Origin of the sequence: Nocardia sp. NPDC047038, from assembly GCF_040644075.1 — a bacterium.
Lineage (GTDB): Bacteria > Actinomycetota > Actinomycetes > Mycobacteriales > Mycobacteriaceae > Nocardia > Nocardia sichangensis.
This window is the reverse complement of sequence record NZ_JBEYVQ010000002.1, coordinates 357,705-382,874: the sequence shown is the minus strand read 5'-3', so window position 1 is coordinate 382,874 and position 25,170 is coordinate 357,705. Positions and strand designations below refer to the sequence as shown.

17 protein-coding genes are annotated in these 25,170 nt (G+C 69.6%); 6 read left to right on the top strand and 11 right to left on the bottom strand.

All coding sequences use genetic code 11. The annotated features are described in order from the left end of the window. Positions 1 to 34 precede the first annotated feature (34 nt). On the bottom strand, positions 35 to 1,297 hold the full coding sequence (locus tag ABZ824_RS09980) for an Hsp70 family protein (protein WP_356962889.1): 1,263 nt from the start codon (positions 1,295 to 1,297) through the stop codon (positions 35 to 37). Between the two features lie 196 nt (positions 1,298 to 1,493). Continuing rightward, positions 1,494 to 2,816, bottom strand: coding sequence for a UDP-glucose/GDP-mannose dehydrogenase family protein (locus ABZ824_RS09975; protein WP_356962888.1), 1,323 nt, complete (start codon positions 2,814 to 2,816; stop codon positions 1,494 to 1,496). 145 nt (positions 2,817 to 2,961) lie between these two features. Between ABZ824_RS09975 and ABZ824_RS09970 the strand changes: the two genes are divergently transcribed. The 4 genes from ABZ824_RS09970 (at position 2,962) to ABZ824_RS09955 (ending at position 6,772) form a co-directional block, all read left to right on the top strand. Continuing rightward, on the top strand, positions 2,962 to 3,498 hold the full coding sequence (locus ABZ824_RS09970; RefSeq protein ID WP_356962887.1) for a YdcF family protein: 537 nt from the start codon (positions 2,962 to 2,964) through the stop codon (positions 3,496 to 3,498). 482 nt (positions 3,499 to 3,980) lie between these two features. Continuing rightward, positions 3,981 to 4,187 (top strand): PASTA domain-containing protein, encoded by a 207-nt coding sequence (locus ABZ824_RS09965; RefSeq protein WP_356962886.1) that lies wholly within the window; start codon positions 3,981 to 3,983, stop codon positions 4,185 to 4,187. Positions 4,188 to 4,394: 207 nt separating this feature from the next. Next, positions 4,395 to 5,624 (top strand): acyl-CoA dehydrogenase family protein, encoded by a 1,230-nt coding sequence (locus ABZ824_RS09960; protein WP_356962885.1) that lies wholly within the window; start codon positions 4,395 to 4,397, stop codon positions 5,622 to 5,624. After that, positions 5,624 to 6,772, top strand: coding sequence for an acyl-CoA dehydrogenase family protein (locus ABZ824_RS09955; RefSeq protein ID WP_356962884.1), 1,149 nt, complete (start codon positions 5,624 to 5,626; stop codon positions 6,770 to 6,772). Before ABZ824_RS09960 ends, ABZ824_RS09955 begins: the two co-directional genes overlap by 1 nt. A 93-nt stretch (positions 6,773 to 6,865) precedes the next feature. Here the strand turns inward: ABZ824_RS09955 and ABZ824_RS09950 are convergent, their stop codons facing one another. The 3 genes from ABZ824_RS09950 to ABZ824_RS09940 form a co-directional block, all read right to left on the bottom strand. Beyond that, complete coding sequence (locus ABZ824_RS09950; protein WP_356962882.1) at positions 6,866 to 7,267, bottom strand: PIN domain nuclease; 402 nt, start codon at positions 7,265 to 7,267, stop codon at positions 6,866 to 6,868. An 11-nt stretch (positions 7,268 to 7,278) separates the two neighbouring features. Then, entirely contained in the window at positions 7,279 to 7,479 is a 201-nt protein-coding gene (locus tag ABZ824_RS09945) for a type II toxin-antitoxin system VapB family antitoxin (RefSeq protein ID WP_356962881.1), read from the bottom strand. Between the two features lie 162 nt (positions 7,480 to 7,641). Next, complete coding sequence (locus ABZ824_RS09940; protein WP_356962879.1) at positions 7,642 to 10,764, bottom strand: (Fe-S)-binding protein; 3,123 nt, start codon at positions 10,762 to 10,764, stop codon at positions 7,642 to 7,644. 460 nt (positions 10,765 to 11,224) lie between these two features. On the opposite strand from ABZ824_RS09940, the gene ABZ824_RS09935 reads away from it, so the two are divergent. After that, positions 11,225 to 11,941, top strand: a complete 717-nt coding sequence (locus tag ABZ824_RS09935) for a hypothetical protein (protein WP_355071465.1) — start codon at positions 11,225 to 11,227, stop codon at positions 11,939 to 11,941. Between the two features lie 70 nt (positions 11,942 to 12,011). On the opposite strand, the gene ABZ824_RS09930 is transcribed toward ABZ824_RS09935, so the two are convergent. From ABZ824_RS09930 to ABZ824_RS09905, 6 genes are all read right to left on the bottom strand, one after another. Beyond that, positions 12,012 to 12,899: an NRDE family protein gene (locus ABZ824_RS09930; RefSeq protein WP_356962876.1), complete on the bottom strand. Its 888-nt coding sequence runs from the start codon at positions 12,897 to 12,899 to the stop codon at positions 12,012 to 12,014. A 136-nt stretch (positions 12,900 to 13,035) separates the two neighbouring features. Next, positions 13,036 to 14,298: a S1 family peptidase gene (locus tag ABZ824_RS09925; RefSeq protein WP_356962874.1), complete on the bottom strand. Its 1,263-nt coding sequence runs from the start codon at positions 14,296 to 14,298 to the stop codon at positions 13,036 to 13,038. A gap of 175 nt (positions 14,299 to 14,473) precedes the next feature. After that, entirely contained in the window at positions 14,474 to 15,832 is a 1,359-nt protein-coding gene (locus tag ABZ824_RS09920; protein WP_356962873.1) for a S1 family peptidase, read from the bottom strand. Positions 15,833 to 15,995: 163 nt separating this feature from the next. Then, positions 15,996 to 17,105 (bottom strand): hypothetical protein, encoded by a 1,110-nt coding sequence (locus tag ABZ824_RS09915; protein ID WP_356962872.1) that lies wholly within the window; start codon positions 17,103 to 17,105, stop codon positions 15,996 to 15,998. A gap of 47 nt (positions 17,106 to 17,152) precedes the next feature. After that, entirely contained in the window at positions 17,153 to 19,726 is a 2,574-nt protein-coding gene (locus ABZ824_RS09910; protein WP_356962870.1) for a LuxR C-terminal-related transcriptional regulator, read from the bottom strand. Further along, entirely contained in the window at positions 19,719 to 21,506 is a 1,788-nt protein-coding gene (locus ABZ824_RS09905; protein ID WP_356962869.1) for an Hsp70 family protein, read from the bottom strand. The genes ABZ824_RS09910 and ABZ824_RS09905 overlap by 8 nt, the downstream gene beginning before the upstream one ends. Positions 21,507 to 21,804: 298 nt before the next feature. On the opposite strand from ABZ824_RS09905, the gene ABZ824_RS09900 reads away from it, so the two are divergent. Beyond that, on the top strand, positions 21,805 to 25,170 hold a 3,366-nt coding region (locus ABZ824_RS09900), incomplete at its 3' end, for an IniB N-terminal domain-containing protein (protein ID WP_356962867.1).

Here is a 25,170-nt window from a genome sequence, read left to right as displayed (position 1 = left end):
TCTCGTCAGGAGTTGTGCGGCGCGGCCGCCCGGCTCAGCGCTGCGGTGGCGGAGGGAAAGGGAAGACCTCCGGCGGGATCGTGGGAACCACGATCGGCGGAAGGCCCGGCACCACGATGGTGTTCGGGCCGGGTGTCGGCGGCGCCTCGCTGGTGGTCTGCCTCCGGTTCGGCGGCGGCGCGGCGAGCGACTCGTGCGCGGGCGATTCCGTGGTCCCCGGCGCGACCGCGATCTGCGGGTCCAAGCTGGTCGTGCGCGGTGTGGTGGTGGGCGACAGCGACGGTGATCCTTCGCTGGTGTGTGAATCCCGTTCCAGCACCTGCGGTCCGTAACCGAGGCCGAGCCCGATCGCGGCGACCACGGCCAGCGCGCTGACGGTCAGCACCGCACCGCTGATCTCACGCTTGCCGCGCTGGGTGGGAGCCGACAACCATGCGGGTGACAGCTCGTCGTCCAGCGTGGCGCCCGCCGTCGGCGTTTCCTTGCGGACCGGTCTGGCCAGCAGCGAGGCGCCGCGAGCCATCACGGTCTCCGGGCTGTCCGGCACGATGACGGGCACGCCCATCCAGCGTTCGAGCACCTTGGCCACCAACGGGATCCGAGCGCAACCGCCGATGGCGAGCACGCCGTGCACCGGGCGGTCCGAGCGCACGATCACGTCGCGTGCCATGCGCGCCGACGACTCGATGGCCAGCATGATCAGCGATTCGAAGTTCTCCTGCGCGAGCAGCACCAAACCCTGCTCGCTCGGCAACGCCACCGCGGTGTTGGTGGTGAGCTGCTCTTTGGCCTCGCGGCACAGCGCGTCCAGCGCGGCCAGGCCCGCGGCGTTCGGCGGGTGCGCGATCCGCCCCGAGGCGATCTGCTGCTCCCGGATCAACGAGTCGAGATAGTCGCCGCTGATGTCGCTGGTGCGCTCGCTGTGCCGGACCTCACGGGTCTGCGTGTCGACCACGCTCACCGTCAGGCCCGAACTGCCCAGGTCGTAGACGACCAGCGAGGAGATGCCCCGGATATCGCCGGTGGCCTGGGCGAACTCGAGTGCGGCCGCGATCTCGGGCACGAGTTCGTAATTGGTCAGCTGCTGACGCGCCATGGCGGCGCGAATGGCGCGGGCGTGCTGCTCACTGCGGTAGGCGATGGCGGTGGCGCCGATACCCGGCGTGGCCTCCAGGGTGACTCCGATGGCCTCTGCCGCCAACTCTTCCACGCTTTGGTCGACGACCGGAATTGTCTGCAGATCGAAGGAATGCGGGGAGACATGCCCGTGGGGGTTTCCGGCGTGTGGTCGCGCCATACGGACAGCGCCGGCCCCCACCGAAACTCCCAGTACCGAACTCATCAGCTGCCCATCTCGTTTCACACTTCACGACATGCGAGCCTGCGCCGTCCGTCGGCGGAGACCCGCTGGACGGACCCTACCGTCGGCGATCAGCTGTGCTTAAGGCAGGACTGGTCGTCTGTCTGGCAGTAGCCCGCCTCGCTCCGCAACTCTACGGTGTACCGAGTCCCGCGTACACCCATCCGGCTGCTCTCCAGGTGGCACGATTGAGACAGTTCCGGCCGTCGATGATCGAGCGGGCACGCACCACCCGGTCCAGGTCTTGCGGGCGCAGCGCGGTGAATTCGTCCCACTCGGTCAGCACGAGCACCACGTCGGCGCGTTCGCACGCCTCGGTGACCGAGGTCGCGTAGTTCAGGGTGGGGAACACCCGGCGCGAATTCTCCAGCGCCTTGGGATCGTAGACGGTCACCACGGCACCGTGCAGCTGGATCATGCCCGCCACGTTCAACGCGGGCGAGTCGCGGACGTCGTCGGATTCCGGTTTGAACGCCGCGCCGAGTACCGCCACGTTGGCCCCGAGCAGTGAGCCGCCGCAGGCGCGGGCGGCCATGTCGACCACCTTGGTCCGGCGGCGCATATTGATGTTGTCCACCTCGCGCAGGAAGGCGACGGCGTGGTCGGCGCCGAGTTCGCCGGAGCGGGCCATGAACGCCCGGATGTCCTTCGGCAGACATCCGCCGCCGAAACCCAGTCCGGCGTTGAGGAATCGACGGCCGATGCGCGCGTCGTAGCCGAGGGCGTCGGCCAGCATGGTCACGTCGGCGCCGGTCGCTTCGCAGACCTCCGACACCGCGTTGATGAACGAGATCTTCGTCGCCAGAAAGGCGTTCGCCGAGACCTTCACCAATTCCGCTGTGGCCAGGTCGGTGAGCAGGAACGGGACCTCGGCGGCGATGAGGTCGGCGTAGATCTCGCGCACCAGATCCTCGACCCACCCGGCGGCGGCGCGCTCCCGGTCGACTCCGAGGACCAATCGGTCCGGCCGCAGGGTGTCCCTGACCGCGAAGCCTTCTCGGAGGAATTCCGGATTCCACGCCACCTCGACGTCGGTGGAAGTCAGCGCGCGAGCGCGGGCTCCCAGCGCGTCCGCCGTGCCGACCGGAACCGTCGACTTGCCGATGATCACCGAGGGACGTTCCAGCAGCGGGGCGAGGGTATCCACCACCGCGTGCACGTATTTCAAGTCGGCGGCGTACTCACCCTTCTTCTGCGGCGTGCCCACACCGAGGAAATGCACATCGGCGTGCGTGGCCGCCTCGGCGTAGGAGGTGGTGAACCGCAGTCGGCCCGCATCGAGGTTGCGACGAAGCACATCCTCCAGGCCCGGTTCGTAGAACGGCACCACTCCGTCGGACAGCTTCGCGACCTTGCCCGGGTCCACGTCCACTCCGATGACGTCGTGCCCGAGTTCGGCCATGCACGCCGCGTGCGTGGCCCCGAGATACCCGGTTCCGAAGACTGTGCATCGCATGATCGATTGGTAAGCCCCGCCGATGGCCACGCCACGTCAGCGAGGCAAGGGTCCGGGCAACAGCAGATGTACATGCGGCGACATCGCTGATCCGGACGCCGTGACCTGGCGTGATGCTCGCGCGGCACCCGGCTAGCATCGGCCTGTGCGACGTCGTCGGTTGGCCTGGACCGGGCTCTGTGCCGGTCTGGTGGTAGTGGTCGCCGCGGTGGCGCTGTGGCCGGTCTACGTGCGTCCGCGGATCGATCCGCCCGCGCGGGCGGACGCCGTTCTCGTGCTCGGCGGTGCGCACGACGGACGCGAACAGCTGGGCCTGCGCTTGGCGCGTGAGGGATTCGCGCCACGGGTGGTGTTCTCCAATCCCTATGAGAACAGCGCCATGCTGAACCGCATCTGTCACGGCGGCTACAGCTTCGAGGTGCAGTGCTTCGACCCGTCTCCCCGCACCACCCGCGGCGAGGGCCGCGAACTGGCCCGGCTCGCCCGCGACCACAATTGGCACCGGGTCATCGTCGTCACCTTCACCCCCCATATCTCTCGAGCCCGCTACGTCTTGCAAAGGTGCTGGGACGGAGAACTCCTCTTCATCGACAGCGAACCCGCCCTCTCCATCCCCCGCTGGGCCTACGACTACGTCTACCAATCGGTGGGCTACCTGAAGGCCTTCTTCGAGGACTGCTGAACGGTTCCGCCGCCAGCGGCTATTCATTCATTCGGCGTAACAAATGTGATCCAACTCTCGATCTGATGCCCGTGCGCATCGACCCGCGGTGCGTGAATACGGATGAGAGCAAGGGAAAACTGCCGATGACCTATCAGCCACAACCGAATCCGTACGGTCCGCCTGCTGGGCGGCAGCCTCCTAAGAACCGGCCGCCGCTGTGGGTATGGGTGGCGGTTGCCCTCGGCGGGCTATTGGTAGTGGGTGTGATCGGGAGCGCGGTCGGAGGCACGGCCAAAGACAGTTCGGCGTCGAAGTCGGCCTCCTCGACGTCGACCGCCCGGAATGCTGTAACCGCCACGACTACTTCCGTCGCAGCGGTGCCCGCTCCCGCGGCGCCTGCTCCCGCGGCGCCTGCCGCTCCCGCGGCTTCGGTGACTCCCCGGCCTGAGCCCGCATCGCAACCGGCGGCTCCCCGCGCTTCTATGCCTCATGTCGTGTGCATGAACCTGCAAGACGCGCAGGACGCGATCCAGGCGGCCGGTGTCTTCTTCTCGCGCTCCAAAGATGCGACCGGAAAGGGCCGGATGCAGGTGATCGACCGGAACTGGATCGTGGTGGCGCAGTCGCCCGCGCCGGGAACGCTGATCGGCGAGGGTGAGGCCGTGCTGTCGGTGGTCAAGATCGGCGAACCCAACTCCTGCGGCTGAGGTCGGCGGCGACCGATCGAGGCGGATGGAACGGTTGCCGGACCGGTGCTGTGGGTCCGGCGATCGGAGGGGTCGGTCGTCGTCGGCCGGGTATGTGCGGGCATATGACTTCAGTTTGACTCGGTGAAAGAGACAGCCGTACATTCTCTCGCGTGGTGGCGGGACGGTCGCCAGGGAAGCAACGGTGCACACCCTCCGGGAGGGCAGATGGATTACGACTGGTCAGCGGAGGATCTGGCGTTTCGGGACGAGGTGCGCGCGTTCCTCGACGCGAAGCTGACGCCGGAGTTGCGGCGGGCCGGGCGCTTGGCGACGAGCGTGTATCCCGACCATGAGGCGAGCATGGAATGGCAGCGCATCCTGCACGAGCGCGGCTGGGCGGCGCCCGCGTGGCCGGTCGAGCACGGCGGATGCGACTGGAGCCTGACCCAGCACTACATCTTCCAGCGGGAATCGGCGCTGGCCGGCGCACCCGCGCTGTCGCCGATGGGCATCAGGATGGTGGCCCCGGCCATCATCGCGTTCGGCACCCCGGAACAGAAGGCGTTCTATCTGCCGCGCATCCTCACCGGCGAGGTCTTCTTCTGCCAGGGCTACTCCGAGCCCGAGGCCGGATCGGACCTGGCCGCGCTGGCCATGGCCGCCGTCGACGACGGCGAGGACTTCGTATGCACCGGCAGCAAGATCTGGACCACCCACGCCACCGAGGCGAACTGGATTTTCTGCCTCGTGCGCACCTCGCGCACGGGTAAGAAACAACAGGGCATCACGTTCCTGCTGATCGACATGACCGCGCCGGGCATCGAGATCCGGCCGCTGGTGATGACCTCGGGCGAGCAGGTGCAGAACCAGGTCTTCTTCGACAACGTGCGAGTGCCGAAGACCAATGTGCTCGGCCGGATCGATGACGGGTGGACCGTCGCGAAGTACCTGCTGGTGCACGAGCGGGGCGGAGCGGCCGCGCCGTGGCTGCAGGTCATGGCCCAGGACATCGCCGCCGAAGCGGCGCGGCAGCCCGGCCCGGACGGCAACCCGCTGATCGACGACCGCGCGTTCGCGGCGAAGCTGGCGGACTTGCGGATCCGCACCGAGGTGCTCGAAATCCTGGAATACCGCACGATTTCCGCGATGGCGCAGGGGAAGAACCCGGGCCCGGCGTCCTCCATCCTGAAGATCCTCGGCACCGAACTCAGCCAGAAGCTCACCGAGCTGGCGCTGGAGGCCGCGGGCCCGCGCGGTCGCGTCTACCAGCCGCACGCCACCAAGCCGGGTGGCCCGATCGCCCAGTTCACGCCGCCCGCCGACGGCTACCGCAGCGGCGCGGACTGGCAGGCCGTCGCGCCGCTGAAGTACTTCAACGACCGAGCGGGCTCGATCTACGCGGGCAGCAACGAGATTCAGCGAAACATCCTCGCCAAAGCAGCATTGGGACTCTGATGGACTTCACGCTTACCGACGAGCAGGAAATGCTCCGCTCCGCGATCGCCGGATATCTCGGCGCCCGCTACGACCTGGAGAAGAGCCGCGCGGCGGCGAAATCGGAGACGGGCTGGCAGCCCGCGATCTGGCGCGGATTCGCCGACGAACTCGGCATCCTCGGCGCGACCCTGCCCGAGCGGGTGGACGGCACCGGCGGCGGCCCCGTCGAACTCATGGTGATCGCCGAGGAACTCGGCCGTGCACTGGTGGTCGAGCCGTTCGTGGACACGGTCGTGCTCGGCGCCGGTCTGCTCGAGCGTTCCGGTGGCGAGCAGGCCGACGCCGTGCTGCGCCGGATCGTGTCCGGTGACGCGTGCATCGCGTTCGCCGCGCTGGAACCGTCATCGGGCCACGCTTTGCACGACGTGTCGACCACCGCCCGCCGCGACGGCGACACCTGGGTGCTCGACGGCGCGAAGACCGTGGTGACCAGCGCACCGCTGGCCACCGACCTGGTGATCACCGCGCGCACATCCGGCGAACGGCGCGACAAGGCAGGTATCTCGCTGTTCCGGCTCGAATTCGACGCGAGCGCTCCGCCCGCCGGAGTCGAGGTGCACGCCTACCGCACCATCGACGACCGGACCGCCGCCGATCTCGTGTTCACCGGCTTGCGTCTGCCCTCCGACGCGCTGCTCGGCACGGAGTCCGACGGCTGGACGGTCATCGAGCCGACCATCGCGGAAGCGACCGCGGCCATCTGCGCCGAGGCGGTCGGCTGCATGCGCAAAGTGCTCGCCGACACCATCGACTACGCCAAGCAGCGCGAGCAGTTCGGCCAGCCGATCGGCAGCTTCCAGGTGCTGCAACATCGCATGGTCGACATGTACATCGAACTCGAGCAGGCCATCGCGGCGGTCCACCTGCTCGTCCATTCCCTGCGCGCCTCCGCAGGCGACCGGGCCCGCGCCGTCTCGGCGGCGAAGGTCACCGTCGCCAGGGCGGCGCGGTTCATCGGGCAGAACGCCGTGCAACTGCACGGCGCGATGGGCATGACCGAAGAGCTGGCCATCGGCCACTACTTCAAGCGCCTCACCGTGATCGAGCACGAATTCGGCTCCACCGATGAACATCTCGCTCGTTACGCGGCACTGACCAGGCCGTAGTTCTTCGAAATCTGGCCGGGACACGCGTCCCCGGCCAGATCCCGTTCGGCGCATTCTGGGGCTGTTTTCGTCCGCGGTAGCTGCATCGCCCGACTACGTGCTCGTCTTGAGTCGCCGATGCGGCTGACTGGTGATCTCCGCAATCGTCCGATAATCACTGTCGACATGCAGGACAGTTGCGCCGTGTACCTCGGCGGTTGCGGCGAGGATCAGATCGGGGATCGGCAGGCGATGCGCGCCTCGGGCAGCGAGAAGACCCTGCACCTCCAACGCCCGGTCCATCGCTTCTTCCGTGACTGGAAGCCAGACCAAAGCCTTCTGCCCCGTGGTTTTGGCGATGTAGTCGGCATGAGATCGGGCCGAATAGCCGATCTCGAGTGCGGTTAGATGACAACCCGCTACTAGCGCACCCGGTGCGCTGGTCACTTCGGCGAAGTCGGCGGCGGCGACCTCGTCGCGAAGGACCCATTCCAGTGCCGACTTGTCCGCCAACATGAACAGCGTTCTCAGTGCCATGCCCCCTTCATCGCCTCCGCTGAAAGATCCGTCTCGCTAGCGCGGAGCTGTTGCAGCATCTTCGCGACCGCGCGTCTGTTTGCGACCTCTCGCAACGCTGCGTTGACCGTGGCAACCTTGGTTTTCGTGCCCAGTTCTTCGGCGGCAAGCGAGAGAGCGTCGTCATCGATGTCGATCAGCGTTCGTGACATCTTGAACCTCCCGATATCAAAAGCTTACCAATCATGATATCGGAGGATTTGTGCTGTCGGATACCATCTGAGCCCACCTGGAAGATAGAAGCGGCTCGGATATGACTCGGCCGGGTCCATTTCTGGACCCGGCCGAGTGCGTTATCGAGTTGTCCTAGGTGCTCAGCTCTTGCGGCCCGGCGCTTTCGCACCGGCCTTGAAGCCGAGACCGCCGGGCTTGGCGCTGGGCGGCGCGACTTCGGGTGCGCCGTTGCCGCTCGCACCGTTGGTCTGCTCCGGCTCGGCAGCGGGTTCGGGCTTTGCCGCAGGGGCTTCCGCGGCGGGGGCCTGCTCCACCGGAGCCGGCTCGGTGGGAGCCGCATCCTTCGGGGCCGGTGCCGGGGTCGCCTTGCCGGGGGCCTTGGGGCCGGGCCGCTTGAAGCCCGACTTCATGGCCAGACCCTTGGCGGGCACCGTGGGCTTGGTCTCGGTCGGCGCGGCTGCGGTCGTGGCTTCGGCCGGTTCCGTAGCCGTCTCGACGGCCGTTGCCTCGGCTGCCGGGGCCTTCGCGCCGGGAGCCTTGGCCGCGCCCTTCATGGCCAGACCACCACCGGGCGCCTTGGCGCCGCCCTTCATGCCCAATCCCTTGGCCGGCTTGGCCGCGGGGGCTTCGGTCGCGGGAGCGTCGGCCGGGGCTTCGGCGGCGGGCGCCCCAGCGGCCTTGGCGCCGGGTGCCTTGGCTCCGCCCTTCATCCCCAGACCACCGGGCGCCTTCGCGGGGCCCTTCATGGCCAGACCCTTGACCGGAGCGGCAGGCGCCGACGTGGCCTCGGCCTCCGCCGTTTCCGCGGCGGGGGCCTTGGCGCCGGGCGCCTTGGCCGCACCCTTCATGCCGAGTCCGCCACCGGGTGCCTTGGCCGGGCCCTTCATGGCGAGACCGCCGCCACCGGGCGCTTTCGCCGGGCCCTTCATGGCCAGACCGCCGCCGGTCGGCGCGGCCTTGGCGGGAGCTTCGGCGGCCGGGGCGGGTTCGGGCTCCGGCTCCGGTTCGGGCTCCACCTCGGGCGCCTTCGGCTCCTGGATGACAGACAGGTTCTCGGTCAGCACCGCGGGCTCGACGCGCTCGATGGCGTCCAGCATCAGCTGGGCGACGTCCACCACCTCGACGCCTTCGCCCTCACCCTTCTCCTGGCGCGCGGTGACGCCGTCGGTCAGCATCACGCGGCAGAACGGGCAGCCGGTCGCGATCTTCGCGGGCGAGGTGGTCAGCGCCTCGTCCACGCGGTCGATGTTGACGCGCTTGCCGAGCTGCTCCTCCATCCACATCCGGGCGCCACCGGCGCCACAGCACATGGATCGCTCGCCGTGCCGGGGCATCTCGACCAGGTTGGAGCCGGACGCCGCCATCAGCTCACGCGGCGCGTTGTAGATCTTGTTGTGCCGACCCAGGTAGCAAGGGTCGTGGTAGGTGACGTTCTGCGACACCGAGGCCACCGGGACCAGCTGCTTCTGCCGCACCAGGCGGTTGAGCAGCTGCGTGTGGTGCACGACCTCGTAGTTGCCGCCGACCTGCGGGTACTCGTTGTTCAGCGCGTTGAAGCAGTGCGCACAGGTGACGACGATCTTCTTCTTGCGATCCTCGACGCCCTCGAACACCGAGTTCAGCAGCTCGATGTTCTGCTGGGCCAGCTGCTGGAACAGGAACTCGTTACCCGCGCGGCGAGCGGAGTCGCCGGTGCAGGTCTCCTCCGCGCCGAGCACCATGAATTTCACGCCCGCGGTGGCCAGCAGTTCGGCGACCGCCTTGGTGGTCTTCTTGGCGCGGTCCTCGTAGGCGCCCGCGCAGCCGACCCAGAACAGGTACTCGTAGCCGTCGAAGCTGTCGGCGTCCTGGCCGAAGACCGGGATCTGGAAATCGAGCTCGTTGATCCAGTTGAGCCGGTCCTTGGCGTTCTGGCCCCAGGGGTTGCCCTTGTTCTCCAGGTTCTTGAACAGGCCCGCGAGCTCGGACGGGAACTCGGACTCGATCAGCACCTGGTAGCGGCGCATGTCGATGATGTGGTCGACGTGCTCGATGTCCACCGGGCACTGCTCGACGCACGCGCCGCAGGTGGTGCAGCTCCACAGCACCTCGGGATCGATGATGCCGCCCACGTCCTCGCCGCCGACCAGCGGCCGCTCGGCCTCGGCCTTGGCGGCCTCCGAGATCTTGGCGAGCTTCGCTTCGTTCGGGTTGCCCTCGGCGTCGACCAGGCCGACCTCGTCGCCACCCATGTCCTTGCGGCCACCGGCCAGCAGGTAGGGGGCCTTGGCGTACCCGTGGTCGCGCAGCGACATGATCAGCAGCTTCGGCGACAGCGGCTTGCCGGTGTTCCAGGCGGGGCACTGCGACTGGCAGCGACCGCACTCGGTGCAGGTGGTGAAGTCCAGCCAGCCCTTCCAGGAGAAGTCCTCGATCCGGCCCGCGCCGAAGGTGTCGGTGTCGGGGTCGGCGGTCTCCATGTCGACCGGCTTGCCCTTCGACATCATCGGCTTGGCCGCGCCGAGCGCGACGCCGCCGTCGTCCTCACGCTTGAAGTAGATGTTGAAGAACGCGGAGAACCGGTGCCAGGCCACGCCCCAGGTGACGTTGCGGCCGACGTAGTACAGGAACGCCATGCCGGACATCAGCTTCACGAAAGCGAACAGCGCCACCATCGTGGTGTTCGCGGGCAGCAGCTTCGCCACCTGCATGGTGAAGAAGTCGGTGGCCGGGTCGGAGTGGCCGTAGGCGGCGATCTTGCCCGCCTTCACGAAGATCATGCCGAGGCCCTCGAGCAGCACGATCGCCTCGATGACGTAGGCCGGGCCGAACTTGGAACCGCTGAACCGGGAAAGGCGCTCCGGCAGACGCGGGTGGTTGAGCTGCCGCAGGATGATCAGCGTGAGGATGCCGACTACGGTGCCGATACCCAGGATCTCGTCCCACAGGTGGTAGATCGCCAGGTTGCCGATGATCGGCCAGTGGAACGCGGGGTCGAACGTCTGCCCGTAGGCCTCGAACCACAGCATGGCTCCACCGATGAAGCCGATCATCACCAGCCAGTGCGCCCAGCCGACGGTGCGGAATTTGTTCATCCGCGTGTGCGCGATGAACTCCACGAGCATCTGCTTGAAGCGCGGAAAGAAGGGCCGCCAACGGTCCGGCGCGGGCTGTCCGATCATGATGGCGCGCGCGATATTGCGGACGCCGCCGATGAACGACGCCCAACACAGGAGGCTGAGCGCCGCCCCAATCGTGCCCAGCGTCACTGTCAGGGCATTCATGTGCGACCTTTCTTTAGAGGCACAACGAGCGCGGCTGGTTCTGCTACCGCCTCGGTTGGCTCGTATCCTAACCGGCAGCAAGTTACCCGCCAGTAACAACCATGTCCATCGTACGATCGGGCTTTTGGGCTATAGCCCCATATGCTGGGGCTTGACCCTCTATTTACCTGTGATGAATGTCACAGTAAATTGCCCAGATCGCGCTGGCGAGTGGTCGACCACCACCGTAAACGGCGAAGCATTCCGTCCAGTCGGTAAGGATTGGCTTAGTCCCCATGCCTGATAAGGGATCTCGCTTAAAACGCGGCGTTCTATTAGGCTCACGACGTTCTGATTGCCACGACCGTCTTCACACCGCTCGGGGAGGATCCGGAGCCGACCACCCGGATTTGCTGTACAGAGCTCTCGCGTGCTGAAGACCAGCGGTAACGCACGACCTGATGATGGATTGGAAACTGAATTGAAACTCCGCAGAACCACCGCGGCGGCCGCGATGGTCATCGGTGCGATGACCATCGGACTGGGGACCGCCCATGCCGAGCCGGCCGCTGCTACGCCCGACCCGATCCGGTACTCGGTCAAGCTGGTGGAGAAGACCGTCGTGACGACGCTCAAGGGGGGAACATTCGAGCTGGCCAAGTCGTCCGAGGACGTCAAGGAAGACGACGTCTACCGGATCAAGGATTCGCAGGGCAACGCAGTCCTCACACTGCCGATCGCCTTCAAGGTCGCCGACACCGTCGTCCCGGTGAAGCCGATCGTGAAGGAAGACAACACGGTGCTCGAGCTGACGCCTGAGCAGGGTGTCACCGTGCCCAAGGACAAGCCGGCCAACGCGGTCAACGTCGTGGCGCAGCCGATCGCCTCGCCGATCGAGAACCAGCGCGCGCAGAACGAGTTCGCCAGCCAGTTCGGCATCGCGACCGCCGTCGGTGGCTTCCTCGGCACCGCCGTCGGCGTCATCGGCGGTGCGGTGATCGGCTGCATCCTCGGCCTGCCGTTCCTCGGCGTCGGCTGCATCCCGGCCGCGATCGCGGGCGCGGGCATCGGCGGCATCCTCGGCACCGTTGCGGTCGGCGGACCGATGCTCGCTGTCGCGGGTATCGACCTGATCAACACGCTGCAGGCGCCGGAAGGCACCACCAAGTGGGCGGACAAGCCGAGCGAACCGAAGTAAGCCCTCGGTCTCACCCGCTCGTCAGATTCTCGGCGGCCCGCTCTCCTTCGGAGGGCGGGCCGCCGGTCGTTTACCCGCTCAGATCCAGCAGGCCGCGGACGACGTTCTCGCCCAGTTCCTCGCCCAGCGTGCCGAACGAGCGCTCCACCATTTCGAACGTCCCGTCCTCGCGGACGACCAGCACCGTGCTCGCCCTTGTCCCGTGCACGGTGTGCGCGACGAACCTGGCCGACAGCGCCCGCTCCATCTCATACGGGACGCCGGTGCGCGGAAGTTCGTCGTCAGCGGCTTCGGTGCGGTCGGCCAGCACTTCGAAGTAGCGGTCCACCGCACCGGGCTCGGTGCGCACGACCTCGCGCAGTCCGCACACACCCGCCCGGATCTTGGGCCAGATGGGCTGTGGAGCGATCAGATCGGTTTCCGCCGGGCTCGGACCAGCCGACGTGACGAATGTGCCGTTGGAGAGCCCGTGGAAGCCCGCGGCGAGTTCGCGCGGTTCCGCGGCGCTGCGATTGGAGTGCCACCACAGCGTGCGCAGGTCGGAGACCACCAAGTTGTAGCCGTTGTAGTCGTCGGGTCCCGCGGCGACGTCGAGCACGTACTTCTCCGGCCCGGGGAACTCGCCCGCCGGACCGCGGTCGGACGCGCCGCGCAGGAAATCCATCAGCAGCGCGCCACGGGAACGGGCATCGAGACGTTGATCGGCGGGATTTCGCACGTTCGTGACGGCCGCGAAGCGATTGTCGGCGTGCGGATGGGTGCTCAGGCCGAGCCAGGTGCCGGGCGGTTCGCCCTCCGCCCGGCCGATCGCCCCGGTGTCGCGTCCGGCGAGCAGACCGGGCGCTTCCGGCCACCAACGCATGGACTCGGTCGGCCGGGTATAGAACTCGTCCCGGTTGGCGGCCACGATCAACCGGTATTCCGGGTGCGCGCGCCAGCCGATCAACACCAAACACATGCGGTCCAGGATGCCGGACCGCTACCGCATGCCATGCGGCGTTTCCCCCTGCGGGCCGCGTAAGGGCAGTGGAAAGCCCCTGAGACGGCGAAAGGCCGACAGCTCGACGCTGCCGGCCTTTCGCGCGTTCCCGCGGTCAGTTGGTGCGGACGCGCAGTCCCGGGTTGTCGGAGAGCACCACGTGCACCGGCTGCGCGAACAGCTGCGGCACGTTACCGGTGAGCGCGCCGATCAGGTTCGGGATCTCGCAGATCGGGTAGTCGGCCACCGACGACGCGCTGGAGATGCCGAGCGCCAACCGGCCGGTCACGATCGGGCCGCCGCTGTCGCCGGGCAGCGCGCAGATGTTGGCCGAGAAGCTCTGGGTGAGCTCCCGGTCGCCGACCTGCACGGTCTGGTCGACGGCGTTGACCACGCCACAGCTGAAGCCGGTGCGCGCACCGGACTTGCACACCGGAGCGCCGACCACCGGGGTCGCCACGCCGTCGACCGGAATCGGAGCCGCGCCGGGCGCACGAACGCCGTTGTTGGCGAAGCGGTCCTTGGCCTGGTCGTTGATCCGGATGATCGAGTAGTCCTGCTCGCCGAGCACCGACTTCTGGAAGACGCCGAGCTGCGCGCCGAGGCGGTCGCCGTTCATCTCGTAGACGCCCGCGGCGTTGCCGCTGCCCGCGGACGGGATGTCCGGATTGCAGTGGCCCGCGGTGATGTTCACCGTGTTGCCGTTGCGGTCGGTGCCGTTGAAGCCGAGCGAGCAGCGCAGCGAGCTGCGTCCGGCGACCGAGGCGTAGCCGTCGCCGCCCGCGAGCGCGCCGCGCGCGTCGCCCGCGATGTCGCCGGCCTGGAGAGTGCCCTGCTCGCCCGCCACCGGCGGAGCCATCACGATGACGCGCGCCGGGTCGATGAAGTTCGGCATCGGCAGACCCACCTGGTCCACGCGGACGGCGATCGCGTTGTTCACGGTGTCCACCACCGCGCCGCGCACCAGCGACCGCACCGACTCCGGCTGGCCCTCCAGCCAGCGCTCGAACGCGCTCTTCTCGCCACGCAGGGCCGCTTCGCTCTTGGCGACGTTGCGGACCTCGAAACCGGCCGACTCCGCGGCCTTCTTCGCCTCGTCGACGCCGGGGCCCTGCGCCAGCGCCACGACCGCCTTGCCCGCGTCATCCAGCCAGGAGCCGCCGAACACGGCCGGGTACTGCCGCTGGGCGGTGGTGGCGAACGCGGCGACCTGCTGCGCCAGCTCCGCGCGGTGCAGGTACTCGTCGGGCGAGATCTTCAGATCGCGGGTCACCGCGGCGACCAGCTCGGCGGGCAGACCGGGAGCATGGTCGGGTTGAGCCGTCGCTACTGCCGCCGTGGGCCCGAACAGCAGTATCGCCGCCGAGGCGGCGATCACTGTCTTTCGGATTACGGTCTGTCGCGCAGTCGATCGGGGAGGTCCTATACGTGGCAGGAGCATGAGCAGACTATATGGGGTTTGACGCGGGATGCCTACTCATCTTGTGGTTCCCGACTCGCTCATAGCCCTCCGACCGGGAGTATGCCGATCGCCACACCACGCGGGTGCGCGCTCAGCTCGCGTTCGGCCGGGTGCGCACGCTGATTCCGCTGCCGATTCCGCCGCCGGAGGAGGCGTCGATGTCGGCCAGGATCGCCCGGATCGGGATGCCGAGGGACGCGGTGCCGCCGTACTGCGCGAGCGCGACGTTGGCCTCGTTGCAGTTGGGCGCGTCCGCGGCGTTGGAGCCACTGGTGATGCCGAGCGCCAGCGTGCCGGACACGATCGCGCCGCCGCTGTCGCCGCCGAGCGTGCAGGCCGAGCTGGCGAAGCCGCGCACGGTCTTGCTCTCTCCCTCGGCGGTGTAGAGCTGGGTCTCCACCCGGTCGGCGACGACGAAGCCGCAGGTGAACGTGGACGACTGACCGGACTTGCAGACCGGGGCGCCGGTGATCGGGTCGGCGGTGCCGGTGATCGCCAGCGTCGTGCCGTTGGCGCCGCGCACCGAGGGCTGGTCCATGCCCGCCCGCACCGCGCGCTCGTTCAGCTTGATCACCGAATAGTCCAGCGCGGACTGTCCGCCCAGCGAGGCGCGCACGAAGGTGCCCAGTTCGGGGCTGGCCGGGATGTCCCGGACGTTCGGCAGGTAGACGCCCGCCTCCTGGTTACCCTTGCCCAGGTTCGGATCACAGTGGCCCGCACTGATGTTCAGCGCGTTGCCGGAGGCGTCGACGCTGTTGAACCCGAACGAGCACACGTCGACGGCGCGCAGCGACGAGTCCTGGAGCGAACCGGGTGCACTGATGTAGGTGTCGCCGCCCATCGGCCTGCGCTCGACCGGTCCGCCGCTGTTCGGCGACAGGATGACCTTGATGTTGGCCAGGAGCGTCGGCAGGTTGAGCATGTGACCCGCGGGCGTGTTGGCGACGCTGAGCACCAGCTGACTGTTCAGGAAGTCGATGGCCACGGAGTTGATCGCCTGCGAGATCTCGCGCGGCAGGCCGGTGATCCACTGGTTGAGCTGCACCAGCGAGCCTTCCAGGCTGTCCGCCGACACGGGGGCCAGCCGGGTCTGGTATCCGTCGGCCGCGGCGATCTTGGCGGCGTCCAGCGAGGTGACCGCCATGACGGGCTTGCCGTCGGCGCCGATCCAGGCGCCCGCGTAGGAATCCGGCCGCTCCGAACGGAATCCGCGCGCGTAGTCACGCAGCTGCTGGGCGCGCGCGGCGCGGTCCAGGTATTCCGTCGGGGTCATCTTCAGATCCCGCGCGATGGCCTGCACGAGTTCCGGAGGGAGATTGTCCGTGGCCAGCTGCGCCGGTGCTTCGGGTACCGCCGAGGCGGTGGTCGTGCCGAACAAGGGAGTCAGGAGAACGGTCGATGCGATGGCGACAGCTTTGACCGCGGCGCGACGCGCCACCAACTTGCGCATGAAGTCCCTTCGTCGGCACGCACGTGCCAGCTAAATCCGTGGCCACGGGCAGAATCCGTTGGCACACAGTCTTCGTCCAGCAATCGACCGGTGTGTGGAAAATCATCCGACAACCCGGTCAGCGCAACACTCTAAGCCACAAACCCGAGAAGGACGCTACTAATCACCGACTACCCGGTATTCCCATTCCGGGGATGGTCGGGATCTGCGGCAGCTGCTGACCGAACGGATTGGTCGTGGGCGTGATGGTCCGCGTCGTCGAAGTCCGAGTGGGGGCGGTGGTCGGCGTGGTGGTGGGCGGCGTCGTGGTCGTCGGTTCCGGCGGCGTCGTGGTCGGTTCCGGCGTCGTGGTCTCGGTCACCACCGGTGGCTCGGGCGCCTCGGTGGTGGTGGTCGCCGTGGTGGTCACGACCGGCGGCGGGGCCGGGAGCACCGACGTCGGCTCGGACTTGGCGTCGGGCAGCGGCGGCACCGGCGTCTCGCTGCCGTCGCGCAGCAGCATGGCCACCACGATGCCGCCGAGCACCAGGCCGATCGCCGCGGCGCCCGCGATCACCAGCGGCGTGCGTTTCGGTTGCCGCGCTGGAACCGCCGGCTGTGGTTGTTGCTCGACCTGCTTCGTTTCGGTGGCCGCGATCGGCTCGGCGATCGGCATGGCCGCCGAGTACGCCTGCGGCTGCGCGTCGGCGGCGGGCACGGCCGGGATGACGATGGTGTCCACCGTCGAGTTCTCCGCGGTGGACGGGTCCGGCGGGGTGGCCCCTGCCGGAGTGGCGAGCACCGCCGCCAGCGCCCCTCTGGCCGCGTCGTGGGCGAACGATCTTCCGTCGGCTCCGGTTTGGGCGCTGGGCAATTCACCCTCGCTGACCAGCAGCACCGAGCGCAGACCGAGGTAGTCCAGCGCGTCACGCAGCGAACGCACCTGCTCGGCGGGCCAGTCCGCCGGATGCGTCGCGTAGAACTCGGCCGCTCCGCTGAGATGTTCGGCGGCCAGGTTGATCAGGCAGAACAGGGCGGTCGCGACGAGGTCTTCGGCGCGGTACGCCTCACCGTCGTCGACGGGTATACCCGCCGGGTTGCCGACGGCGGCCACGAAGCCGCTGATCGAGTGGGACTCCTCCGTGGGCGGGGGACCGCCCAATTCGGCGTCACCGTCCTCGGACATGTGCAGTACCGACTCCCGGACGATGTACTCCGGCTGCTCGTCACCGTCGGTGACGATGACCGCCGTGCACTCGTCGTCGGCGACGCGCAGGCCAACCCCAGTGGCCATCCTCACCTACCTCGCTTCGGCGTTCCCGCTGACGGAACCGCACCCGGTCACACCAGAAGCGAACCGTGTCCCATGGCGCGGAGCATCGACAATAACTCCGAACGGGAACGGGCACCGACCCGGCGTCGGATGCGCGCGACGTGGTGCTCGACCGTCTTCGCCGAAATGTACAGGCGCGCACCGATCTCCCGATAGGTGAGCCCGAGCAGAACCAGCTCGGCCACTTCGCGTTCTCGTTCGCTGAGAATCGCGGCCTGCGGCGGCACGGGCGGCGGGGTGTCGCCGTTGTGCGCGGCCGGGGCCGCCTGCCGAGCCTGCGGCTCCTGCGGACGGGCGTCGGCGCGAACCGTGCGGGCCAGTTTGAGCAGCGCCGTGGCCGTCGCCGAGTCGGGCGCCGCGAGCGCCGCCTCGCTGGCCAGCCGGGCGCCGTCCCAGGTCATGCCGATTTCGGTGAGGGCGGCGACCGCCGCGTGGACCGGCGCGCTGACCACCTGGCCGCGCAGCACCAGCACCCAGGTACGGCCCGCGTCGGCGAGTACGGCGGCGTGCCGGTCACCGGCCTCGGCCGCGGCTTTCAACGCGCGCGCGTGCGGCAGCAGCTCCTCGGGGCTCTCGTGGGCGATCGCGGCCTGCACGCCGTACCAGTGGAAGGCGTTGGACCACGCGGGCGGATCGTCCAAGCGACGCAGCAGCGCCAGCGCGGCGTCCACCAGGGGCGCGATCCGTCGTTCGTCGCGCATCCGGATGGCGGCCAGCCATAGTTCGCCGATCGGCAGCAGCGCCAGCAGGTCGGTCTGCACGTCGTCGAACAACGGATACGCCGCCTGCCACGCACGGGCCAGCGCGGTGTGGTCGCCGCTGCGCCGGGCGAGACCGACCGCGACGCCGTGCGCGAGCAGGCGGTCGCGGACGTCGAGCCGATCGTGGTCGAGCGCGGCCACGGTGGCCGCGGCGGCGCGCTCGTCGCCGCCGAGCATCGCCGTCCAAGCCGCGAGCACGTCGAGTTGATGGCAGCGCAGGCCGCTCGCCGTGGCTCGCCGCAACGCGTCCTGGGCGCGGCGAGGCTCGCCGGTGCCGAGCGAGAGCAGCGTGGCGATGGAGGCCGCCGTGCAAGGCAGGAAGCGGTCCACGCCAGCGTCCGCGTGGGCGGCCTGGACCAGCGCCGATACCGCGGCGGCGGTGTTGTTGCCCGGTTCGATGGTGTCCGCGAGCGCGGTCGCGATCAGCCGCGCGTGCGCGCCCGCTTCGGTAGGCGGCCACTTCGTCGCCGAGGAGGACATCTCCCGCGCGCCTGTCACGTCGCCCGCCAGGCACAACACCGTGGCGCCGACGGCCCAGTCCGGGCCGACCCGGTGCCCCCCGAGCCAGGTGTACAGCTGCGCCGCGCGACCGACCAGGCCCCGGCGGGTGAGCACCGCCGCGCAGATCCGCACCGCCGTGGCGAGTTCCGCGCCCGTGCTGCCCGACCGCGCCAGCATCGGCTCGGCCAGGCGCATGGCGGTCTCGCCGTCGCCGGTCCTCGCGGCCGCCTCGGCCCAGCGCAGCGCGATCAGATCCAGTTCCGCACCCACGGCCGCCGCCGCGGCGTAATAGCGAACCGCGTCGCGACCGGCTTGCTCGGCGGCGTCGACGAGGAAAGAGGCGAGCCGCGGATCGCGGACGCCGGACTCGGCCAATTGCAAGGCGGTGCGGTCGCGCAGCAGGCCCGCCTCCAGCCGGGCGCCGAGCAACCGGCGCTCGACCGCGACGAACCTGCGGTCGCCGAGCAGCGTGCGCAGTGGGGCAACGGCGGGTTCCAACAGCAGATCGGCGTCGGTCACCAGGGCGCTGGCCCTGGCTCGGTCGATGAGATCCTGCGCGACGGCCTGCTCCACGCCGAGCACCTCGGTGAGCTCGCTGGAATCCAGGCCGGTGCCCGTCGTGGCGACGACCAGGGTCTCCAGCAGGTCGGGCGCGAGGTTGTCCAGCAACCCGCGCGCCCACGCGGCGACGGCCGTGTCGACGGCGGTGATGCCCGCGTCCAGACGCGCCGAGCAGGCGGCTGTCAGCGCGGCCACCACGCCGCCGCGGATACCCGCGGTCTGCACATGAATGTGCTGCGCGACCTGACGCGGCACCATCATGCCCAGTTCTCGGGCGAACGGCGCCATGTCCGCGACGCCCAGCGGGCGCAGGTCGACCACGCGACCACGCCGGGCGACGGCGTCGGCGAGCATCCGCAGCCGCGGGTCGTGCGGGCGCGGCTGCGCGGCGATCACCATCGTTCGATGTCCGGATTCCACTGCGGCGCAGAGGTATTCGAGATCGAGTCGGCCAAGCGTGTGGGCATTGTCGATGATCAGCGCTGGGCGGGCTATGTCGGTCGTCACGCCCGCGGTGCTCGTCGTGTGGTGCACGGGGTGCGCGCCGTTGCGCGCATGCGCGTGCTGGAGCGCGGCGATGTCGTCCTGCAACGGGACGCCGCGGGCGCGCAGACGAGCCCGGATCTCCGCGAGCAGCGTCGACTTGCCGGTCTGGGACCGGCCGCGGATCAGGTAGACCACCGGTTGGTCGTCGGCGGAATCCAGATCGCGGAAGATGTCGCGGGCGCAGGGGAGGGTGTCGAAGGCGGTATCAGCCACCGGAGCCTCCCAGGATCTCTCCGGGAGCGCGCAGCACCGTGCCGAGGGTGTCGCCCAGCCCGCCGGTCGGCAGGCTCGGGGCGGTCGGCGGTGTAGGCCGGGGCTGTTGCTGGGTCGGCGCGGGTGGGATGGTCGGCGCCGGTGCGGGCGCGGGAGCAGGAGACGGCTGTTGGGATTGCGGCTGCGGCGCGGGTTGCTGCGCCGGGGAGTCCACGGCGGGCGCGGGGGCAGGTTGATCGGGATTCTGTTCGCTCTTCACCACGGCCGCGGTCGTGCCCTGAGCTGCGGACGAAGGCGAACCGGCCTGCGGCGCCTCGTTCCTTGCCCGCGGTCGGCCGGTGGCGCTCGCCGAGTCCGTGGTGGCGACACCGGAAGATGCGGATTCCGTGCCCGTCTGCGCGCCCGTCGTCGCGGCGACCTGGACGGCGCCGGTGCCGGACTGCTCGGTCGAGGCGGGGTTGTCCTGGCCGGACTGGATGCTGGTGCCGATCGCGAGCGTGCCGGTCGCCAGCAGGCCGATGGCGGCCGCGATACCGGCTACCACCGCGATGCGCTGCCTGCTGATCAGTGCGCGCCTGCGCGCAGGCGGCTCCTCGGGCAGCGCCGCCAGTCCCGCCGAGGGCAGCGCTCGGGGCTGCGGCACGGTCTCGTCCTCGACCACCGGATCGACCATGGGGAGTTGGTCGGTCTCGGCGGCGAGCAGGTCGGCGGCCAGCAGCGCCGCGCCGCGTGCCGTGGTGTGCTCGGGATCCGGGGCCGCCACGACCGGCAATCCGAACTCGGAGGAGACGAGTTCGGCGACCAGCGGTATGGCGCCTCCGCCTCCGGTGAGCAGGACGCGGCCGACGTCGCCGATATCGAGCCGGGCGCGGTGCACGGCGTCGCGGATCAGGTCCATCGCACTCAGCAGCGGTCCGCGCAGCAGGTCTTCCAGTTCACCGCGCACCAGACGCACGGTGCTGCCCTGCGGGTCCGCGGGGTCAACGCGCACCGGAACAACGGTCGCGGTATTTATGGAAAGCTCTTCTTTCGCTTTCCTGCAGTGCTCGCGCAATGCCGATAATCCGCGTTCCACCATTGGATCGAACGGATCGAAATCCGCGGCGAGCACCGCATTAGCCAGGACATAGCGCATGGTCAGCAGATCGAATTCCGCGCCGGCGACGTCGGTGCTGCGCAACGGTGTGCCGAGCAGGCTGGCGTGCTCGCCGGTACGGACCACCGAGACGGTCGAGCCGGTCGCGCCGAGATCGAAGACGATCACCGCGCCGTCGTCGGCCCTGCCGTGCGCGGCGTCGAGCCAGCGGATCGCGGCGGTGGGCTCCGGCACCAGCGTCACCTCGCCGAGCCCGGCCCGCTCGAGGGCGTCGCGCTGGATGTCGACGGTGTGCCGCGACCACCAGGCCGGGTGGCAGGCGACCGTCGCCTGAACGCCGCTCGGGCCGCTCTCGGCGGCGATCTCGTCGACCAGGCAGCCGATCGAGGTCGCCACCAGGTCGGGGGCGGAATAAGATGAGCCGTCCTCGGCGAGGATGCCGACCGGGTCGCCGACCCTGGCGAGGAAGCCCTCCAGCAGAACGTCGCTGGAATGGCGGCCGGTGGAGCCGGCGCCCGCGCCGAGCGTGGGCGCCATGTCCGGCGACAGCCGCAGCACGCTCGGATGCGAGCGTAGGTAGCCGCCGCCGGACCGGCCGAGGCCGTCGTCGCCATCCTCCGTTGCCGCCACGGCGACCGAATTCGACGCTCCGACAGTGATGCCGAGCGCCAGGCGCTGTGTCATTCGAGAACCCCGTTCGAGAAGCTGTCTGTTCCGGTGTCGCTGCTGCATGTCCGAGATCGTGCGCTGGGCGTTGTGGTTGCCGACGCAACCGTTCTGTCGGTTGCTGGCCATCCGCCGTTACTTCGTTAGGGGGACGTTTAGGGAAATTCCCCTAATTCCGCTCCCACCCCTATCCGGCGGCCCCGGCCGGTCGTAGGGGTCCGCCCCGTTTCGGCGTAACGCGATGCGCTCCTAGCGTGATTTGCATTCCAACGACTGCGGATCAGCGAGGTCCGCCGGGACTCAGGAGAAGATTCTCATGACACCCAACGCGATTCTGGAGTTCATCCTCGGTCTGCTGCGGAACCAAGAGGCCGCGGTCGCCTACTGCGCCAACCCGACCCAGGCGCTGGCCGCCGCAGGCCTGAGCGCGGTGACGCCGGAGGACATCGCCCTCTGCGCCCCGATGGTCGCCGAGTCGGCTCTGGTCACCGGCGGTTCCCAGTTGCAGTCCATCGTGGCCGCGGGCGCGCAGACCGGCACGGCCGCCGCGATCGGTGCGGCGAGCACCGTGGGCGTGGCGGCGGTGGCGGATGCCGGAGTCGACCTCGGCACCGATCTCGGCGTGGATCTGGGTGCCGGTGCGGGGGGCGGGCTCGACGTCGACCTCGGTGTCGGTACGGGCGTGGACGTGGGTGCCGGACTGAACACCGCGATCGAAACCGGCCTGGAGCTCGGCGCAGGTCTGGGCGCGGGGCTGGCGGCGGGCCTCGAGACCGTGGTGAACGCGGGCGCCGACCTGTCCGCCGCCGTGGGCGGCCTGCTCGGCGCGGGCGCTCAGGTGATCAGCGGTATCGGCTCGGGCCTCGACCTGAACGCCGACGCCCAAGGGCTGGGCGACATCGCCGCCGGACTGGAGACCGGCCTCTCCACCGGCATCGACGCGGGCGCCGGCCTCGGCGCGGGCCTGGAAGGCGCGGCGGACGCGGCGGTGGGCTTGGGCGCCGGGCTGGAAGGCGCGGTGAACGGGGCAGCGGACCTGGGTGCCGGACTCGGTGCGGGGCTGCAAGGCGCGGTGGACGCCGCAGCCGGTCTGACCACGGGCCTGGACGCCGCTTTGGGCACGGGTGCGCAGGCGGGCGCGGGCCTCGGCGGTGTGATCGACGCGACGACCGGTTTGACGACCGGGCTCGGCGCGGGCCTGGGAGGCGCGGTGGACGCGGCAACCGGCCTGACCGCGGGTATCGGCGGCAGTGTGCAGACGGGTGCTGATCTCGGTGCGGGTATCGGGGGTGCTGTCGACGCGACGACCGGGCTCGGCGCGGGCCTGGAAACCGCCATCGGTGGCGCGGCGGACATCACGACGGGTGTCGGCGCCGGTCTGGAAGGCGCTGTGCAGGGTGCCACGGACATCTCCGCGGGATTGAACGCGGGCCTGGAAGGTGGTCTGGGCGCGGCGACCGATGTGACCTCGGGCCTGGGTGCCGGTCTTGGGGGTGCTGTCGACGCGACGACGGGCCTCGGCGCGGGTCTGGACAGCGCGGTCGGTGGTGCGGTGGACCTCACCGCCGGTGTGGGCGCGGGCCTGGAGGGTGGTCTGGGCGCGGCGACCGACGTAACCGCGGGGCTCGGTGCGGGTGTCGGGGGAGCTGTCGATGCGACGACCGGTCTCGGCGCGGGCTTGGGTGGCGCCGTCGGTGGTGCGGCTGATGTCGCCGCAGGTCTCGAGGGAGCTGCGGGTGCAGCGACTGATCTGACCACGGGGCTCGGTGCCGGTGTCGGCGCGGGCCTGGAGGGTGCCGTTGATGCGACGACCGGTCTCGGTGCGGGTGTGGGGGGAGCTGTCGATGCGGCGGGTGGCTTGGCTACGGGTGTGGATGCGGCGCTGGGTGCCGGCGCAGAGGCGGGTGCAGGTCTGGGCGCTGGGCTGAACGGTGCCGTCGATGCGACGACCGGCCTCGGCGCGGGCTTGGGTGGTGTGGCTGATGTCAGCGCGGGTCTGGGGGCGGGCATCGGCGGAGCTGCGGGTGCGGCGACCGATCTGACCGCGGGCCTCGAGAGCGCGATCGGCGGGGTGGCGGATCTCGGTACCGGCGTGGGTACAGGCCTCGAAGGGGCCGTTGATACGACGACTGGTCTCAGTGCGGGCATTGGGGGTGCGGTCGATGCCACGACGGGGCTCGGTGCGGGTCTGGAGGGCGCTGCGGGTGCCGCCACGGATCTCGATGCGGGTCTCGGGGGCGCTCTCGACGCGACAACCGGCTTCGGCGCGAGCCTGGGAGGTGCTGTGGATGGTTCGGTCGGTGCCGCTACGGATTTGACCGCCGGTATCGGTGCGGGTCTGGAGGGTGCTGCGGGTGCCGCCACGGGGCTTGGTGCGGGTCTCGGCGGTGCTGTGGGTGGTTCCGCCGGCGCTGCTACGGATTTGACCGCTGGTGTCGGTGCGGGTCTGGAGGGTGCTGCGGGTGCCGCCACGGGGCTTGGTGCGGGTCTCGGCGGTGCTGTTGATGCGACGACCGGCTTGGGCGCGAATCTTGGAGGCGCTGTGGATGGTTCCGCTGGCGCCGCGACGGGTCTTGGTGCGGGTCTGAACGGTGCTGTCGATGCGTCGAACGGTCTTGGTGCGAATCTCGGGGGCGCCGCGGGTGCGGGTCTGGAGGGCGCGGTGAACGGAGCCGGTGGGGTGACCACCGGTTTGGACGCGGCTCTCGGCAGCGGTGCGCAGGCGGGTGCCGGTCTCGGCGCCGGGGTGTCCACCGGGTTGCACGGGGCGGCCGACGCGGGTGCGCAGATCGGGTCGGGTCTGGAGACCGGGCTTGGAGGCGCGCTCGATGCCACCGGGCAGGCGACGACCGGGCTCACCGGCGGAATCGACACCGCCGCGCAGGGTTCCGGCAACCTGGCCGCCGGACTCGGAAGCAACTTCTCCTCCGCCATCGGTGGTGCCGGCAGCCTCGGAACGCAGGCGACGGCTGGCCTGGAGACCGGGCTCGCGACGGGTCTCGGCGCGGCCGTGAACACCGGAACGGAGCTCGGCGGCGGACTGGACAGCTCCCTGCACACCGGCGGGCAGGCCGGTGCGGGCCTCGGGACCGGCCTGGGCGGGGCACTCGACGCCGGAGTCCACGGGGCGAGCGGCCTGGAGACGGGCTTGTCCACCGGCCTCGGTGGGGCCCTGTCCACCGGCGTGGGCGGTGGGGCACACGCCGGTACCGGCCTTGGAGCCGGGCTGACCGGTGCCATCGACGGCGGTGCGCAGGCAGGTGCGGCGCTGGGTTCGGGGCTTTCGGCTGGGCTCGATGCGGGAGCTCAGGCGGGTGCCGGACTCGCTTCGGGTTTGTCGGCCGGACTTGGCACGGCCGCTGAAGCCGGTGCGGGACTCGGCTCCGGACTTTCCACCGGGTTCGAGGGTGCGGCTGGTTCGGGCTTGGAGACCGGCTTGTCGACCGGTCTCGGCGCTGCGGGCAGCGCGGGTGCGGGTCTGTCGAGTGGTCTGGAAGGCGCGTCCAGCGCGGGAGCGCATCTCGGGTCGAGTCTGGACAGCGGTATCGGCGCCGGTTCGCACGCGGCTTCCGGTCTCTCCACGGGGATCGAGGGTGCGGCTGGTTCGGGCTTGGAGACCGGCTTGTCGACCGGTCTCGGCGCTGCGGGCAGCGCGGGTGCGGGTCTGTCGAGTGGTCTGGAA